Source organism: Hylemonella gracilis, assembly GCF_004328645.1.
GTDB classification, from domain to species: domain Bacteria; phylum Pseudomonadota; class Gammaproteobacteria; order Burkholderiales; family Burkholderiaceae_C; genus Hylemonella; species Hylemonella gracilis_B.
In genome coordinates this window covers 965,987-983,287 of the sequence record NZ_CP031395.1, presented here as the reverse complement: position 1 = coordinate 983,287, position 17,301 = coordinate 965,987, and the positions used below count along the sequence as shown (strand labels likewise).

Annotated in this window: 12 protein-coding genes and 1 tRNA gene; 7 read left to right on the top strand and 6 right to left on the bottom strand. The window is 67.9% G+C overall.

Annotated features, from left to right (window positions below):
• The first annotated feature begins 125 nt into the window (after positions 1–125).
• The 5 genes from selB to DW355_RS04690 all read left to right on the top strand — a co-directional run bounded on the left by selB (position 126) and on the right by DW355_RS04690 (position 5,758).
• Complete coding sequence (gene selB / locus DW355_RS04710; protein ID WP_131278181.1) at positions 126–2,186, top strand: selenocysteine-specific translation elongation factor; 2,061 nt, start codon at positions 126–128, stop codon at positions 2,184–2,186.
• Positions 2,187–2,234: 48 nt separating this feature from the next.
• A tRNA-Sec gene (locus tag DW355_RS04705) sits at positions 2,235–2,327 on the top strand.
• Between the two features lie 240 nt (positions 2,328–2,567).
• On the top strand, positions 2,568–3,683 hold the full coding sequence (locus tag DW355_RS04700; protein WP_131278180.1) for an acyl-CoA dehydrogenase family protein: 1,116 nt from the start codon (positions 2,568–2,570) through the stop codon (positions 3,681–3,683).
• Positions 3,684–3,714: 31 nt separating this feature from the next.
• Entirely contained in the window at positions 3,715–4,581 is an 867-nt protein-coding gene (locus DW355_RS04695; RefSeq protein ID WP_207388083.1) for a phosphate/phosphite/phosphonate ABC transporter substrate-binding protein, read from the top strand.
• The gene (locus DW355_RS04690) at positions 4,538–5,758 is read left to right on the top strand and encodes a ferritin-like domain-containing protein (RefSeq protein ID WP_131278179.1); all 1,221 of its coding nucleotides are present in this window, start codon (positions 4,538–4,540) and stop codon (positions 5,756–5,758) included. The genes DW355_RS04695 and DW355_RS04690 overlap by 44 nt, the downstream gene beginning before the upstream one ends.
• 69 nt (positions 5,759–5,827) lie before the next feature.
• Here the strand turns inward: DW355_RS04690 and DW355_RS04685 are convergent, their stop codons facing one another.
• From DW355_RS04685 to DW355_RS04660, 6 genes are all read right to left on the bottom strand, one after another.
• Positions 5,828–6,880 carry an adenosine deaminase gene (locus DW355_RS04685; RefSeq protein ID WP_131278178.1) on the bottom strand — a complete coding sequence of 351 codons (1,053 nt, stop codon included), beginning with the start codon at positions 6,878–6,880 and terminating at the stop codon, positions 5,828–5,830.
• Positions 6,881–6,935: 55 nt separating this feature from the next.
• Positions 6,936–7,946, bottom strand: coding sequence for an aromatic ring-hydroxylating oxygenase subunit alpha (locus DW355_RS04680; RefSeq protein ID WP_131278177.1), 1,011 nt, complete (start codon positions 7,944–7,946; stop codon positions 6,936–6,938).
• Between the two features lie 61 nt (positions 7,947–8,007).
• Entirely contained in the window at positions 8,008–9,093 is a 1,086-nt protein-coding gene (locus DW355_RS04675; RefSeq protein WP_131278176.1) for a BMP family ABC transporter substrate-binding protein, read from the bottom strand.
• 163 nt (positions 9,094–9,256) lie between these two features.
• Positions 9,257–10,177 carry an ABC transporter permease gene (locus tag DW355_RS04670; RefSeq protein ID WP_131278175.1) on the bottom strand — a complete coding sequence of 307 codons (921 nt, stop codon included), beginning with the start codon at positions 10,175–10,177 and terminating at the stop codon, positions 9,257–9,259.
• Positions 10,174–11,334: an ABC transporter permease gene (locus DW355_RS04665; protein ID WP_131278174.1), complete on the bottom strand. Its 1,161-nt coding sequence runs from the start codon at positions 11,332–11,334 to the stop codon at positions 10,174–10,176. Before DW355_RS04665 ends, DW355_RS04670 begins: the two co-directional genes overlap by 4 nt.
• 21 nt (positions 11,335–11,355) lie before the next feature.
• Positions 11,356–13,020, bottom strand: a complete 1,665-nt coding sequence (locus DW355_RS04660) for an ABC transporter ATP-binding protein (protein ID WP_131278173.1) — start codon at positions 13,018–13,020, stop codon at positions 11,356–11,358.
• 96 nt (positions 13,021–13,116) lie between these two features.
• Here DW355_RS04660 and DW355_RS04655 point away from each other — a divergent pair, with 96 nt between their 5' ends.
• On the top strand, positions 13,117–14,766 hold the full coding sequence (locus DW355_RS04655; protein WP_131278172.1) for a xanthine dehydrogenase small subunit: 1,650 nt from the start codon (positions 13,117–13,119) through the stop codon (positions 14,764–14,766).
• Positions 14,763–17,192, top strand: coding sequence for a xanthine dehydrogenase molybdopterin binding subunit (xdhB, locus tag DW355_RS04650; RefSeq protein WP_131278171.1), 2,430 nt, complete (start codon positions 14,763–14,765; stop codon positions 17,190–17,192). Before DW355_RS04655 ends, xdhB begins: the two co-directional genes overlap by 4 nt.
• The last annotated feature ends 109 nt before the right edge of the window (positions 17,193–17,301 follow it).

Here is a 17,301-nt window from a genome sequence, read left to right as displayed (position 1 = left end):
GGCCAAACGCGGGCTCCCGCGGAGCCGGCTTTGCCGGGCAAAGATGCGGTGCCGATGCGGGAGCGCCCCCTTGAGAGGGTATGCCGACCCACACGAAGTGGGGAAGCAACGGGGGGGAACTTTCCGTGATCATCGGCACCGCCGGTCACATCGACCATGGCAAGACCACGCTGGTGCGCTCGCTCACCGGCGTGGACACCGACCGCCTCAAGGAGGAAAAGGCGCGTGGCATCTCGATCGAGCTGGGGTATGCCTACACGCCCCTGCCGCAGGCCACGGGTGACGACGCTCGACAGGTGCTGGGCTTCATCGACGTGCCCGGTCACGAGAAATTCGTCCACACCATGGCCGCGGGCGTGGCGGGCATCGACCACGCCCTGCTCGTGGTGGCGGCGGACGACGGCGTGATGCCGCAGACCCGCGAGCACCTCGCCATCGCCCTGCTGCTGGGCGTGCGCGAAGGCAGCATCGCGCTGACCAAGGTGGACCGTGTCGCGGCCGAGCGCATCGTCGCCGTGCGCGCCGAATTGCAGGCCCTGCTCGACGGCACACCGCTGGCCGGCGCCATGCTGTTTGAAACCACGGCCACGCGCGAGGATGATCCCGGCGTGGCCGCGCTGCGCGCCCACCTGTTCGAATGCGCGCGGGCGCATGCCACGCGGCCCGATGGCGGGCTGTTCCGCCTCGCGGTCGACCGGGTGTTCACCCTCACGGGCCAGGGCACGGTGGTCACGGGCACGGTGTTCGGCGGCACGGCCCGGATCGGCGACAGCCTGCGCCATTCGGCCAGCGGCCAGGGAGTGCGCGTGCGCAGCATCCACGCCCAGAACCGCGCCAGCCCCAGCGGCCATGCCGGCCAGCGGGTCGCGCTGGCCCTCGCGGGCATCGAGAAAGAAACGATCCAACGCGGCGACTGGATCGCCGACGCACGCGCCCTGCGGGCCAGCCGGCGCATGGACGTGCGCCTCCAGTTGCTACCCGGCGCGGAGATCCGCGCCTGGACCCCTGTGCACGTGCACCTGGGCGCAGCCCACCACCTCGCGCATGCAGTGCCGCTGGATGGGGACATCCTGCGCCCAGTCGACAGCACGCGGAGCACGGACACAGTGGACCGGACTTCCAACGCACCCTCGGTGCAAGGAAGCCGTGTGCAACTGGTCTTCGACACCGACGTCTACGCCACGGCAGGTGACCGCTACATCCTGCGCAACGCGCAGGCCAGCCGCACCCTGGGAGGCGGACAGGTGCTCGACCCCTACGCCCCTGAGCGCAAGCGCCGCAGTCCCGCGCGCCTGGCCTGGCTGAACGCTGTGCAGCAGACCCTGGTGCAGGGAGTCATAGGGCCCCTGCTTGAACAAGCGCCGCAGGGGCTCACGCGCGCCCACCTGGCCCTGCTGCTGGGACGCCCGCCCGAATCGCTGAAGCTGCCCACCGACACGCTGGTGCTGCCGTGGTCGGACCAGGATGCCTTGCTGATCGCGCCGACGCACTGGCAGGCCCTGCGCACACAGGTGCTGGACGCCCTGACCCGCTTGCACACCCAGTCGCCAGACGAGCCTGGCGTCAATGCCGCGCGCCTGCGCCGCATGGCCTTGCCCACCCTGAACGCGGCCACGCAGATCCAGGGCGACGCGCTCTGGCAAGGCTTGCTTTCGGCCCTGCTGGCCGAGGGCGCGCTCGCGCAGAGCGGCGCCTGGCTGCACCTGCCCACGCACCGTGTGGAGCTGAGCGCCAGCGAACAGGCCTTGGCCGAACGGCTCCTGCCCGCGCTGCAAGGCCTGACACCCGCCGACGGTTACGACCCGCCCTGGGTGCGCGACCTGACGAAAGACTTCCACATGGGCGAGGAGGTGGTGCGCCAATTGCTGCGCAAGCTGGCCCGCCAAGGCACGTTGCACCAGGTGGTCAAAGACCTCTTCTACACCGCCGAACGCATGAACGAACTGGCCGCGCTGATCGCACGCCTTGCAGCCGAGGCGAACCCGGCGCCCGCGGATGACAGCGGACGTGCAATGCCCGCCATGCGCGGTGCCATCGAGGCCGCGCACTTTCGCGACGCGACGGGTTTGGGCCGCAAGCGTGCGATCCAGGTGCTGGAATACTTCGACCGCGTGGGCTACACGCGCCGCGTGCGCGACGCGCACCTGCTGCGGCCCGGCGTGAGCTGGCAAAGCGCTGCCCACTGAGCTCTTCTAGAATCACCAGCGTCGCATGGACTGCCGTCCATGTCTCAAGGAAGGCATACGCACCCGGTGGTGCGCCCGGGCTTCAAACCCGGTAGGGGGCGTCAGTCGCTTCCTGGTAGGTTCGACTCCTGCTGCTTTCCGCCCCGCATTCCAGCGCGCGCGACTCCGTTCCTATAATGAGTCGCCCCCGTGGTCAGGCCACGGAGGGCAGCATCCGGTGTCGTCATTGCAGGTCTGCGTGCGGCATGCGCATTGTTTGTCGTCTTTCCCGGAATCCTTGAAAGTCCCGGATGATGCTCAGGCAATCGGGCAGCAACACTTCCCTCAGGGGACTCCTTCAACGACGGCGTTTTTTCCCGACGTTATCCGAAGGAGCACTTCATGCCCTATCTCGCCACGCTCGAATCCATCGTCCAGGACACCATCGCGCCCGTCGCGCTGGAAACCGATCAGCAGGCCCGCTTTCCGCGCGCGGCACTCGATGCACTGGGTCGGGCCGGCCTGCTGGGCCTGATCAGCGCCAAGGACGTGGGTGGCCTGGGGCTGGGCCGGCCCGAGGCAAGCAAGGTTGTCGAACGCATCGCGCAAGACTGTCCGTCCACCGCCATGATCGTCTGCATGCACTACGCGAGCACGGCCCTGATCGAGAAATACGGCCCCGCCGAAACCCGCAAAGCCATCGCCGTAGGCAAGCACCTCAGCACCCTGGCCTGGTCCGAAACGGGGACTCGGAGCCATTTTTGGGCACCGGTCGGCACGGCCAAGGCCGACGGCAAGAACTACCTGCTCGATGGCAGCAAGAGCATGGTCACCTCGGCGCTCGAAGCCGACTCCTACGTCTGGTCCTCGCAACCAGCCCAGGCCGAAGGACCGAGCACGATCTGGTTGGTGGACAGCCGCCTTCCCGGCCTGAGCCGCCCGCAGGCCTTTGATGGTCTGGGCTTGCGCGGCAATGCCTCCGCGCCCATCCGCGCCAACGGCGTGCGCGTGCCCGCCAGTGCGATGCTGGGACGGGACGGCGGCGGGGGTGACATCATGAACGGCGACACCCTGCCGCTGTTCACCCTGCTGGTGGCCTCCGCGTCGATCGGCCTGATGGAAGGCGCGCTGCAGCGCGCCACGGCGCACGTCACGGGCAACCGCTTCGCAGAAAGCAACACCACGCTGGCCGACCTGCCCACGGTGCGCGCCTACCTCGCCCGCGCCCGCATCCGAGCCGATCAGGCCCGGGCGCTGCGTGACGACACACTGGCCGCGCTGGCCAGCGGCCGTGCCGATGCCATGTTGCGCGTGCTCGAGGTCAAGGCCAGCGCGGCCGAGGCCGCGCTGGAAGTGACCGACCTCGCCATGCGCATCGGTGGTGGTGCGGCTTTCCGCAAGGAAGCCGGTCTGGAACGCCTGTTCCGCGATGCCCGCGCCGCCTCCATCATGGCCCCCACGTCCGATGTGCTGTACGACTTCATCGGCCGCGCGCTCTGCGGCATGCCGCTGGCCTGAGGCCGCATGACAGAACCCAACAGGAGCACGCATGCCTTCATCGCACATTCCGCTGCTTGGCGCCGTCGCCTACGCGCCCAAGGTCGTCACGATCTGGGAAGGCTTCAAAGCCTATTTCGCCGAACGTGGTTACGCCTTCGACTACATCCTCTATTCCAACTACGAAACGCAAGTCGAAGCCCAGTTCAAGGGAGACATCGCGTTCGCCTGGAACTCACCGCTGGCCTGGGTGCGCGCCGATCGCATGGCCCGCGCGCGCGGCGAGCACGTGCAGGCCCTGGCCATGCGCGACAGCGACATCGATCTGCATTCCGTGCTGGTCGTGCGTAGCGACAGCCCCACGCAAAACCCGGCGGACCTGCGCGGCAGGACGATCGGCTTCGGCGCGGTGGATTCGCCGCAGGCGACGCTGATTCCGCTTGACCACCTGCGCCATGAAGCCGGTCTGGTGGCCGGGCACGACTACACCGCGCGCCGCTTCGACGTGCTGGGTGGCAAGCACGGCGACCACATCGGCGGCGAACGCGACGCGGCCCAGGCCTTGATGAAGGGTGAGATCGACGCGGCGTGGATGATCGCGGGCAACCACCGCGCCTTCGCCCATGAAGGCACGCTGTCCGCCGGCGCCACGCGCATCCTCGCGAGCACGGGCGCGTTCGACCACTGCAACATGACCGTCAGCCCTGGCGTCGATGCGCAGGTCGCGCGGCATTTCGGCGAGATCCTGCTCGGCATGGACTGGAACGATGCGCGGACCCGTCCGCTGCTAGAGCTGGAAGGGCTCAAGGCCTGGCGGCCCGGCCGCGCCAGCGGCTACGCGCGGCTCGAACGCGCCGCCACAGAGGAAGGCTTTTATGACGAACAAGGCCGCATCACCGCCGCCGACTATCGATATTGAGGCCCTGGGCTTCGACGCGGGCGCGCACCTGCTGGTCAAGCACGCGTTGGCTACCGTGCCGGAAGGCGGCGCGCTGCGTGTCGCGGGCCGTTCCCCCGGCTGGCAGGTGCAGCTGAGCGACTGGTGCCGTGGCCAAGGCCATGCGCTGGCCTGGGAGGACGAAACCCGCACCCTGGCCTGCGTGACGCGCGGCAGCGCGCAGAGCGGCCGCTGGCGCGGCGCCGCCGACACTGGCCGCAGCGACCCGCGCGCGCCTGACGCCGTGGCCACGCAAGCGAGCCCTGGCTGGGGCCTGGCCGCGCGCGGCGCGCGCGTCGAGGCCGGCTCGCCCGATTTCGAATTCCGCCTGCGCGAGAAGCGCGACGCCTGGACGGACAGCGCCGCCGACCTGTACGCCCAGGCCGTGGCCGCGCAATGGAACGCCGACACGGCCATCGACTGGCACGAGACGCCCGCGCTGCCCGAGGTGATCGAGGACGCCGTCGTTCAGGTCATGACCTACATGATCGAGAACGAAAACGCCGCGCTGCTCGTGCCCGCGCGCTTTCTCGGTCAGCTGCATCCACACTACCGCGAACTGCAGGCCGCGCTGGCGATCCAGGTGGCCGACGAGGCGCGGCACATCGACGTGTTCACGCGCCGCATTCGCCGCCACGGGCGCGAGCCCGCGCTCTCCACGGCGGGCGGGCAGGCCTCGCTCAAGAGCCTGCTCGACGAGCCGGATTTCTCGGTCGCGTCTTTCCTGCTCTCGGTGCTGGGTGAAGGCAGCTTCGTCAATCTGCTGCAGTTCCTTCAGAACGAGGGCCCCGATCCGCTGACACGTCAGATCTGCCGCCTCGCCGCGCGCGACGAAGCGCGCCATGTCGCGCTGGGCATGTCGCACCTGCTCTACCGGCTAGCGCAGGAGCCCGATTTCCAGCACCGCCTCGCGCGCGCCGTGGAACAGCGCCACGACGCCTTGGCCGGAACGTCCGGTCTGAACGAGGAAGTCTTCGACGCACTCATCCTGGTCGCCGCGGGTGCGCTCACCCCCACGGCCGTCGCGCGCGGTTACACGCGCGTGCAGCGGCTGATGCGCGACATGGCGGACGGCCGTTACGCCAAGCTGGTGCGGCTGGGCTTCGCGCGCGAGCAGGCCGAGCGGCTCGCGGCGCTGCACACGCGCAACTTCATGTGATCGGGAACGGTGCGGGCATGGCCCGCAAGATGGGCCACAGCATGAACAGGAAACGACGGCCCGAAGCTGTCACGCAAACGCGGCGAAATACGCGTCCAAGCGCGCCAGCTCACGCTGCTTGGCGGCCTCGTCCATGAAACTGCCCTCGAAGCTGTTGCGCGCCAAGGTGTAGGCATGCCCCGCATTCAAGGCGGGCAAGGCCGCGAAGATCTGCAGGTAGTTCTCGTTGACGTAACCGCCGAAGTAGGCAGGGTCATCGGAATTGACGGTGGCCACCAGGCCCGCGTCCAGCAAAGCCACGAGGTTGTGCTCGGCCAGTGTGGGGAAAACGCACAGCTTGAGGTTGGACAGGGGGCAGACCGTCAGGGGCACGCGGTCCCGCGCAAGTCGTTGCATGAGCACGGGATCCTTGACCGATTGCACACCGTGGTCGATGCGCTCGGCCCCCAGCAGGTCCAGTGCGCCCCAGACATAGGCCGGCGGCCCTTCCTCGCCCGCGTGGGCCACGATGCGCAGGCCCAGGTCACGGCAACGCGCGAACAGGCGGGTGAATTTTTCTGGCGGATGGCCGACCTCGCTGCTATCCAGCCCCACGCCGATGAACTGGTCGCGATGAGGCAACGCGGCTTCCAGCGTCGCCAGGCCATCCTCCTCGCTCAGGTGGCGCAGGAAGCAGAGGATGAGCGCGGCGCTGATGCCAAGCTTCTGCTGCGCATCGATGCAGGCGCGGTGCAGGCCGTTGATGACGGTGGCCATGGGCACACCGCGCGCGGTGTGGGTCTGCGGGTCGAAGAAGAGTTCGGCACGCGTCACCCGGTCCGCCGCGGCGCGCTCGAAGTAGGCCCAGGCCATGTCATAGAAGTCCTGCTCTTGCAGCAGCACGCTGGCACCCGCGTAATAGATGTCCAGGAAACTCTGGAGATCGGTGAAGGCATAGGCACGGCGCAGGTCCTCGACGCTCGCATAGGGAATCGACACACCGTTGCGTTGCGCGAGCTGGAAGATCAGTTCCGGCTCCAGCGAGCCTTCGATGTGCATGTGCAGCTCGGCCTTGGGCATGCCCCGCAACAGGTCGGGCAAGCGGTCGGCGGGAATGGCGGAGAAGTTGCTGGTCGTCATCATCGGTTCCCGTTCAGTCTCAGAGTCATGGGCTGCATGCACGTTGGCACGCCGCGCATCAGCAGGTCCCGAAACGCACGCCCAATTCGCGCAGGTATCGGCGGTAGTGGGACGAAGCCAGATCGGCCGCGCTGTGCACCTCCTTCACGGGCGCCTGTTCGCCGATGGGCAGCAGCTTGGGGCGCTGCGATTCCAGCACGGGCTGGTCTTGCCCGAAGATGGTGTTCTGGAAGTCGATCAGCGTCTGGTCCGGGTCATCGCTGTGGTTCATCGCCATGCGGATCCACACGCGGCTGCGCTCGGGCTCAACCGGACAGACGAAGAGCGCAATGGACTCGCGGAAATTGGCCAGCTTCACCGCCCCGGCCTCGGGCACCTTGGTCAGCACGCAATGGTAGGGCCCGGCCACCTCGTAGGTGTACTCCACCATCGCGCCGCCCTGGGCGTGCACACTGGACTGTGGCTGCCAGGCATAGCAATCCGAGACGAAGATGCCCGTGGGCGTCTTCTCAACCTTGTACGGCTGCATCGCAGTGTGGTCGCGCGCCCCCAGCCAGCCCGTGTGGACAAAGCCGAAGTGCGACATGTCCAGGAAGTTCTCGACGATGCGCGGCGCACTGGTCTGCACCTCGTAGGGGCCGGAGCTGACTTTGCGCAGGTTCGTGTCATGCTCGGCGGCAAAGGCCGGCAGCGGCACGGGCACCTGGGCCTGCGTGGCCGCATCGGCCGGGTTCAGGCAGACCCAAAGCAAGCCGTAGGCTTCATACACCTGGTGAGCGCAGGCCCGATGCCCTTCGGGCGGGACGAAGCCCGGCACGGCCGGAATGGCGATGCAGCGTCCTTGCGGTTCGAAGCGCCAGCCATGGTAGGGGCATTCGAGCGCACCATCCACCACCCGTCCCATGGACAGCGCGGCACCGCGGTGCGGACAGCGATCGGTGAAGACGCGGGCCTGTCCGGTTGCGTCGCGCCAGAGCACCAGGTCTTCGCCGAGCAGGCGCACCGGCAAGGGCTGAGCGAGCAGGTCACGGCTCAGGGCGACGGGATGGAAAAAAGCGCGTTCGATCATGGTGAAAGAAAAACGGGCAACCAGGCTCGCTGGCTGCCCGAGTGGGGAGAAACGAAGAAGATCAGTTGCCCGAAGGAATCTTGCCTTCCACGCCCTTGACGTAGAAGTTCACGCCGTCCTTCCAGGCCTGGTCGGCGGTCTTGCCCTTGGCCAGGACTTCCTTGCCCTCGTTGGTCACGATGGGGCCGGTGAAGACTTCGAACTTGCCGGCCTTCAGGCCAGCCTTGACTTTCTCGACCTGGGCCTTGGTGGCGGCAGGCACGGCGGGCGAGATTTTGATCAGATCGTTCACGCCATCAGGCACGCCCAGGACGGTGCGGGTGGTCTTCCAGGTGCCGTTGAGCATGTCGCCGATGGCGCGTTCGTAGTACGGACCCCAGTTGGCGATGGCCGAACCCAGGTGGGCCTTCTTGGCGAAGGCGCTCATGTCGCTGTCCCAGCCGAAGGCGTACTTGCCATTCTTCTCGGCGGTCTGCAGCACGGCCGAGGAGTCGGTGTTCTGCAGCAGCACATCGGCACCGGCGTTGATCAGGCTTTGCGCGGCTTCGCTTTCCTTCGGCGGATCGAACCAGGTGTTCACCCAGACGACCTTGACCTTGATGTTGGGGTTGACGGTCTGCGCGCCCAGCGTGAAGCCGTTGATATTGCGCAGCACTTCGGGAATCGGGAAGGAGCCGACAAAGCCCAGCGTGCCCGTCTTGCTCATCTGGGCGGCAATGATGCCGGCCATATAGGTGTCCTGGTAGAAGGAGGCGTCATAGATGCGCATATTGGGCGCGGTCTTGTAGCCGGTGGCATGCTCGAACTTCACGTCCGGGAATTCCTGGGCCACGCGCAGCATGGGCTCCATGAAGCCGAAGGAGGTCGCGAAGATGATCTTGTTGCCTTGCGCGGCCAGGTCACGGATCACGCGCTCAGCATCCGCGCCTTCAGGCACGTTCTCGACGTAAGTGGTCTTGACCTTGGCGCCGAACTTCTTCTCGACCGCCTTGCGGCCGAGATCGTGCGCGTAGGTCCAGCCGGCATCACCCACCGGGCCCACATAGACCCAGGCCGCCTTGAGCGGCTCGGCGGCAAAAGCCGTCAGGCTGAACGCGGCCAGCGCCGCGGCGGCCAGACCCGCCTTGAAAAGAGAACGTTTGTTCATGGTGCTTCCTTCTGAGGAGAAAAATGGATGAGGGAATCAAGCAAAAACCACGCCGGGATTATGGCGCGACTGGACATCAAACAGAAGAGGCCATCCTGACGACGGCGCCGAGCGGCCCCTCGCGTGCACACCCCGGAGGGGATGGTCGACGCGGGGGTGGGGTTCATCCACCAGGATGGAACGGCTTGCCCAGCGAGGCAGGCATGTTGACGCGGATCCAAACCGGATTGCGCGAGATCAGCACCAACACCACGATGGTGGCCAGGTAGGGCAGCATGGCCAGCAACTGGCTGGGAATCTGCACGCCCGCGCTCTGCAGCGCGAACTGCATCATGGTCACGCCGCCAAAGAGATAAGCCCCCAGCAACACGCGGGCGGGCCGCCAGGTGGCGAAGGCGGTGAGCGCCAGGGCGATCCAGCCCCGCCCCGCGACCAGGCCCTGCACCCAGAGCGGCGCGTAAACCACGGACAGAAAGGCCCCGGCCACCCCGCAGAGCGCGCCACCCACCAGCACCGCCATGAAACGGATGCGCCGCACCGGATACCCCAGCGCGTGCGCGGCGGCGGGCGATTCGCCCACGGCACGCAGCACCAAGCCGGTCCGGCTGCGGTAGAGGAACCAAGCCATCACCGCCGCCAGTGCCATGGCCGCGTAGACCATGGGGTGCAACTGGAAGAAGGCCGGGCCGACGAAGGGAATGTCCGCCAACAGCGGCACCGCGTTCGGGGTTTGGTCAGCCAGCTTCTTGCCCACCATGCTCACGCCCACGAAGGCGGAGAAGCCGGTGCCGAACAGGCTGAGCGCCAGACCCGTGGCGTACTGGTTGGTGTTGAGCCAGATCACCAGCAAGCCAAACACTGCCGCCATGCCCGCGCCGGCCGCGGCGCCCGCGACAAAGCCCACGGCCGCCTCGCCGGTGTGAAAGGCGGCGGCGAAACCGGCGATGGCGGCCACCAGCATCATGCCCTCGGCCCCCAGGTTCAGCACGCCGGCTTTTTCATTGAGCAGCAGACCGAGCCCGGCCAGCACCAGGGGCGTGCCCGAGGCCAGCGCCGCAGCGATCAGCAATGCGGTTTCGTTCATGCCTGTGCTCCGCGCGATTCGTCATTCGCCTCTTTCTTCTGGCCACCACGGCGCCCGGCCCACCGAACCCTGTAGTTGATCAAGGTGTCGCAAGCCAGCAGCAGGAAGAGCAAGGCGCCCTGGAACACGCTGGTCAGCGCATTGGGCAGGCCCAGGCGCGACTGCGACAGTTCACCACCAATCAGCAGCATGGACAGCAACAGGCTGGAAAACACGATGCCCACCGGGTGCAGGCGCCCGACGAAGCAGCCGATGATGGCCGCGAAGCCGTAGCCCGTGGACAGGTGAGGCGTCAGCTGCCGCACCGGCCCCGCCACCTCCATGGCACCCGCCAGGCCCGCCATGGCCCCCGACAGCAGCAAGGCTGTCCACAGCGTGCTGCGGCTGGAAAAACCTGCGTAGCGGGCCGCGGCCGGCGCCAGACCGCCTACCTGCAACTGGTAACCGCGCCAGGACTTGGACAGGAAGAGCCAGAACGCCAGCACCGCCACCACGGCCACGATAAACCCCCAATGCAAGCGCGTGGAGGGCAGCAGCACGGGCAGCCAGGTCGAGATGTCGAAGGTCTTGGTCTGCGGGAAGTTGTAGCCCTGCGGGTCCTTCCAGGGACCAAAGACCAGATAGTTCAGCAACTGCTGCGCCACGTAGACCAGCATCAGGCTGACCAGGATTTCATTGGCGTTGAACTTGTCGCGCAGCCAGGCGACGATGGCCGCCCACAGCGCGCCACCCAAGGCACCCGCCAGCAACACCACCGGCGCGTACAGGCCACGCGGGCCCAGCGGTTCGGGCGACTGGAAGGGCATCAGGGTCTGGCTGCCCAGGTTGTGCATGGTCAGCCAGAGCGCCACCCCACCGCCCGTGATGGCGCCCAGCAGGAACTGCCCCTCGGCACCGATGTTCCAGATGTTGGCGCGGTAGCAGGCCGCCAGGCCCAATGCACAGAGCATCAGCGGCGTGGCCTTGAGCAACAGCTCGGAGACCGGACGCAGGCCGCGCAAGGGTTCGACGAAAAACACCGCCAGTCCGGCCAGCGGGTCCTTGCCGAGCGCGATGAACAGCAGGCTGGCCAGCAGCACCGTGAAGGCCAAGGCCAGCAGGGGCGAAACCCAGGACATCCACTGGGAAGGCTGCGGACGTGGTTCGAGTCTCAGCATGCGCCGACCTCGCGATAGGTTTCAAGTTGCTGCATGCGGTCCGTCCTCACGCTGGGTCGCCGTCTTGAGCGCCACCGGGCCGCCCGAAGGCGCGAAGGCCCCCTCGGGGGGCAGCGAACCTCGCGCAGCGGGGGGCGTGGAGGCCCTATTTTCCGGCCACAGCCCCGACATCCATTCGCCGATCTGCTCCGGCGTGGCCTGCGCGGTCGGCAGGCTGGGGCTCAGGCGGCCCTGCGCGATGACAACCAGGCGGTCGCAGATCTCGAACAGTTCGTCCAGCTCCTCGCTGACCACCAGCACCGCGCAACCCGCGTCGCGCAGGGCCAGCAGCTCGGCGCGGATCTGGGCCGCCGCGCCCACGTCCACGCCCCAGGTCGGCTGCGAGACGATGAGCAACTTCGGGGCTGCGTCGATCTCGCGCCCGACAATGAATTTCTGCAGATTGCCGCCCGACAGCGACTTGGCAGCGGCACCCGCGCCACCATGAGGCCCTCCTGCCTTGACCTTGAAACGCGCGATCACCTCGGCGGCCTGCGCGCGCAGCGCGCCGTGGCGCAGCCAGCCCCGCTTGACGTGCTCGCGGCGCGTGAGGGGCAGGTTGTCTGAGAGGCTCAGCACCGGCACCGCCCCGCGCCCCAGCCGTTCCTCGGGCACGAAGTGCAGGCCCAGGGCACGACGCTTGTCCGGCCCCAGGGCGCCGGCGGCGCGGCCAAAGATCTGAAGGGTGTCGGGCGCGGCCCGACGATCCTCACCCGAGAGGGCATACAGCAGTTCCTTCTGGCCATTGCCCGACACTCCCGCGATGCCCAGCACCTCGCCCGCGCGCAGCTCGAAGCCCACGCCGTCCAGGTCGACACCGAACTGGTCTTCGCGCGGCAGGCTCAGGCCTTGCACGCGCAGCGCCACCTCGCCCGCGGCGCGCGCGTGGCGCTCCAGCGCGGGCGGCTCCGCGCCGATCATCATGCGACTCAGCGAAGCATTGCTTTCCTGGCGCGGGTCGCACACGCCCGTCACCTTGCCGCCGCGCAGCACCGTGCAGGCAGTGCACAGGGCGCGGATTTCGTGGAGCTTGTGGCTGATGTAGAGGATGCTGCAGCCCTGGGACGCCAACTGGCGCAACACGACAAACAGGCGCTCCACCGCCTGGGGCGTGAGCACCGAGGTCGGCTCGTCCAGGATCAGCAACTGCGGCTCGCCCAGTAGCGCGCGGATGATTTCCACCCGCTGCATCTCGCCCACCGAGAGGGTGTGCACCGGGCGCAGCGGGTCGATTTCGAGCCCGTATTGCGTCGCCTTGTCGCGGATGCGCGCCGTCACCTCGGCCAGGGTCTGGCGCTTGTCCAGGCCAATCCAGACGTTTTCCGCCACGCTCAGCGTGTCGAACAGGCTGAAGTGCTGGAACACCATGCTGATGCCCAGGGCCCGCGCCTCCTGCGGATTGCGGATGCGCACCGGCTGGCCGTTGTAGCGGATCTCGCCCTCGTCGGCCTGTACCGCGCCATAGACGATCTTCATCAGCGTGGACTTGCCGGCGCCGTTCTCGCCCAGCACGGCGTGGATTTCACCCGGCTGCACGGTCAGCGAGACGCCATCGTTGGCCACCACGGCGGGGTAGCGCTTGGTGATGCCCTGGAGTTCGAGACGGGGAGGCAGAGGCAGCGGCATGGCGTCGGTGGAAAGAGGCATTAGCTTAAGCGATATCTGTGCCAATACTGACTTCGACGCATCGCCGGACCGGGCGGGAAGGCTGGTATGGTATGAGGCTTGCATCGCCTTCCCGCCATGAAACACCCTGTTCTGCAGTTCGTCCATCGCGGCGAAATCGTCCGCCTGAGCGACGTGCCGCCCAGCCGCACCCTGCTGGAAATCCTGCGCGAGGACCTGCAGTGCACCGCCGTCAAGGAGGGCTGCGGCGAGGGCGATTGCGGCGCCTGCACCGTGGTGCTGGGAACAGCCGAAGACGGCGAGCTGCGCTACCGCGCCATCAACAGCTGCATCCGCCTCGCGCACTCGGTGCAGGGCCAGGCGGTCTGGACCGCTGACGATTTGACGACCGGCATGGTTCCGGTTGCGGCCGCGGCCCAGCCCCATGCCGATGTGCGATCCCAGGGCGAGTCCGAGGCTGTACCTCCACCTGGGCACGAACGTCCCGCATTGCACCCTTGCCAGCAAGCCATGGTGGACTGCCACGGCAGCCAGTGCGGTTTCTGCACCCCGGGTTTCGTGATGAGCCTGTTTGGCATGTACCAAGGCAAGGTGCTGAACGGCGAGGCCGTCGATCGCGCCATGGCGCAGGCCGACCTTTCGGGCAACCTCTGCCGCTGCACCGGCTACCGGCCCATCCTCGACGCCGCCCAGCACATGGCGGACCTGCCGCGCGTGCAGGTAGACAAAGCCGCGGTGCTGCGGCAGTTGAGAAGCCTCGAGCCGGGCTCGGACCCGGACTATCTGACCCCCACCACGCTGGCCGAGCTGTTGGCCGCGCGCGCCGCGCACCCCCAGGCGCAGATTGTCGCGGGCACGACGGACGTGGGCCTGTGGGTGACCAAGCAGCACCGGCAGTTCGAGCAGGTTCTCGACGTGACGCGCGCCGCCGAGTTGCGCCACATCGAGCGTTACCCGCAGCACATCGCCATCGGTGCGGCCGTGCCGCTGCAGGACGCCTACGCCGCCCTGGTGGCCGACCGGCCTCAGTTGCGGACATTCGCCGAACGTTTCGCCGGCCTGCCCGTGCGCAACTCCGGCACGCTGGGCGGCAACATCGCCAACGGCTCCCCCATCGGGGACTCCATGCCCCTGCTGATCGCACTGGGCGCGAGCCTCGTGCTGATGGCTGCGCGCAAGGGCCGCCTCGTGTCCCGCGAACTGCCGCTCGAAAATTTCTACACCGGCTACCGCAAGAACCAACTCGCGGCGGATGAATTGCTGGCCTGGATCAAGGTGCCCTTGCCCACCGCGGACGCCACGAGCGCCGGGCCGGGCCGCCCCAAGCAAGCGAGCGCCCCTGGCACCAGCGAAGCGCAGGGCAGCGCCGCGCTTGGGGGCAGCGAGGACACGTCAGTGCCGAGCGTGGGGGCTGAATATTTCAGGGTTTACAAGATTTCCAAACGCCAAGACGACGACATATCCGCCGTCTGCCTGGCCTTGAACCTCCAGGTGCAGGACGGACGCATCACACAGGCACGCATCGGCGCGGGCGGGGTGGCGGCCACACCCGCGCGCGCCTACCAGACGGAAGCTAGCCTCGAGGGCCAAGCGTGGGCCCGGACCAGCCTGGAACAGGCCGCCATCGTGCTGGCCCAGGAATTCGCGCCGATCTCCGACATGCGCGCCAGCGGCGACTACCGGCGCGGCCTGCTGGCGCAACTGCCACTGCGCTACTGGGAGGAATTCGAGGGCAACGAGCCCGTGCGGCTGGAGGACTTGTCATGAGCGCGAATGACACCGTGAAACTCCAGCTCCTTGCGAGTGGCCAGTCGCTGGCCCATGAGAGCGCGCGCCTGCAGGTTCAGGGCTTGGCGCCCTACATTGACGACCTGCCCGAGCTGCGCGGCACGCTGCACGCGGCGCCCGTCCTGTCGCCCATCGCGCATGGTCGTCTGCGCGGCATCGACGCCCAGGCCGCATTGGCCATGCCTGGCGTGGTCGACGTGGTGCTGACGGCGGACATCCCCGGCGACCGGTACCTCGCGACCCCCGCGCACGACGAACCCATCTTCGCCATCGACACGGTGCAGCATGTCGGCCAGGTTGTCGGCCTGGTGGTGGCCCGCACCGTGATGCAGGCGCGCCGCGCGGCACGCGCCCTGCAGCAAGAACTGGCCAACCGCATCGAGGCCTTGCCCGCCGTCCTGGACGCGCGCGCGGCGCACGCCGCGCAAAGCTATGTGCTGCCGCCCGTGACCGTGCAACGCGGCGCGCCCGACGAGGCCCTGGCCCAGGCCAAGCACCGCTTGAGCGGCCGCTTCGAGGTCGGGGGCCAGGAGCATTTTTACCTCGAAGGCCAGATCGCCTACGCCCAGCCGCAGGAGGGCGAACGCGGCCGCAGGCAATGGCTGATCCACAGCAGCAGCCAGCACCCGGGTGAAGTGCAGCACTGGGTGGCGCACGCGCTCGGTCTGGACGGACACGATGTGCAGGTGGTTTGCCGCCGCATGGGGGGCGGCTTCGGCGGCAAGGAAACCCAGGCCGGGCACCTCGCGGTCTGGGCCGCGCTGGCCGCGCGCAAGACCGGCGCGCCGGTCAAGCTGCGGCTGGACCGCGACGATGATTTCATGGTCACCGGCAAGCGCCATCCCTTCGCCTATGACTACGAAGCCGGCTTTGACGGCACGGGCCGGCTCACGGCACTGCGGCTGACCATGCTGGTGAACTGCGGCTTTTCCGCCGACCTGTCCGGCCCCGTGGCCGACCGCGCCATCTTCCACAGCGACAACGCCTACTACCTGAGTGACGTGCGCATCCGCAGCTACCGCTGCAAGACCAACACACAGAGCCACACGGCCTTTCGCGGCTTTGGCGGGCCCCAGGGCGTGATCGCCATCGAAACCATTCTGGGCGACATCGCGCGCCACCTCGGGCTGGACGCGCTGGACGTGCGGCTGCGCAATCTGTACAGCGATGAAGTCATCCCGCCCACGAGCGCCACCGAGCCTGTCAGGCGCCGTGACACCACGCACTACCAGATGCGCATCGAGGACAACATCCTGCAGCCCCTGATGGGCGAACTGGCCAAGACCGCGCGCTACCGCGAGCGCCGCGCCGAGATCGCCAACTGGAACCGCACGCACCAGGTACTGAAGAAAGGCCTGGCCCTGACACCCGTGAAGTTCGGCATCAGCTTCACCGCCACCCTGTTCAACCAGGCGGGCGCGCTGGTGCACGTTTACGCCGATGGCAGCGTGCTGGTCAACCACGGCGGCACCGAGATGGGCCAGGGTCTACACACCAAGGTCGGCCAGATCGTGGCCGACGAGCTGGGCGTGCCGCACGACTGGGTGCGGCTCTCGGCCAGCGACACCGCGCGCGTGCCCAACGCCAGTGCGACGGCGGCATCCAGCGGCACCGACCTCAATGGCCGCGCCGCGCAGTTCGCCGCGCGCAGCGTGCGCGACAACCTGGCGGCCTTCGTCGCCGGGCTGGAGGGGCAAGCCGTGGGGGGCGCCGACGTGGGCGCCGGTGAGATCCGATTCGCCCATGGACAGGTCATCGGACCGCACAGCACACGTGACTTTCGCGAGGTGGTCAAGGCGGCCTACGCGAACCGCATCCAACTCTGGAGCGATGGCTTCTACCGCACGCCCAAGATCCATTACGACAAGACCACGCTGACTGGCCGGCCCTTCTACTACTTCGCCTACGGCGCGGCCTGCAGCGAGGTCGCCATCGACACGCTCACGGGCGAAACGCGCGTGCTGGCCGTGGACATCCTGCACGACGTGGGTCGCAGCATCAACCCAGGCCTGGACCTGGGCCAGGTGGAAGGCGGCTTCATCCAGGGCATGGGCTGGTTGACCAGCGAGGAACTGGTGTGGGATGGCAAGGGCCAACTCGCCACCCACGCGCCCAGCACGTACAAGATCCCGGCCACGGGTGACCTGCCGCCGCGCTGGCGCGTGGACTTCTGGCCCGAGCCCAACCGCGAAGACAATGTGCACGGCAGCAAGGCCGTGGGCGAGCCGCCCTTCATGCTGGCTGTCAGCGTGTGGGAAGCGATCCGCGATGCGATCGCGGCGGCACGAAAAGAAACGCGCGCCAGCGCGTGTGGCGATGCGGTGGCCGCCGCGCGCCAGGATGGCCTGGTGACCATGGACGCCCCCGCCACGCCCGAACGGGTATTCATGGCGCTGCGCGGCTGAACCTGTGGAAACAGACGCATGCCTGACCTGGCAGCCGGCCCAGGGGAAACACCGGGCGGAACGCGTCAACTGGGCGACATCCAGCCGTCAAACGCGGCGCATACCATCG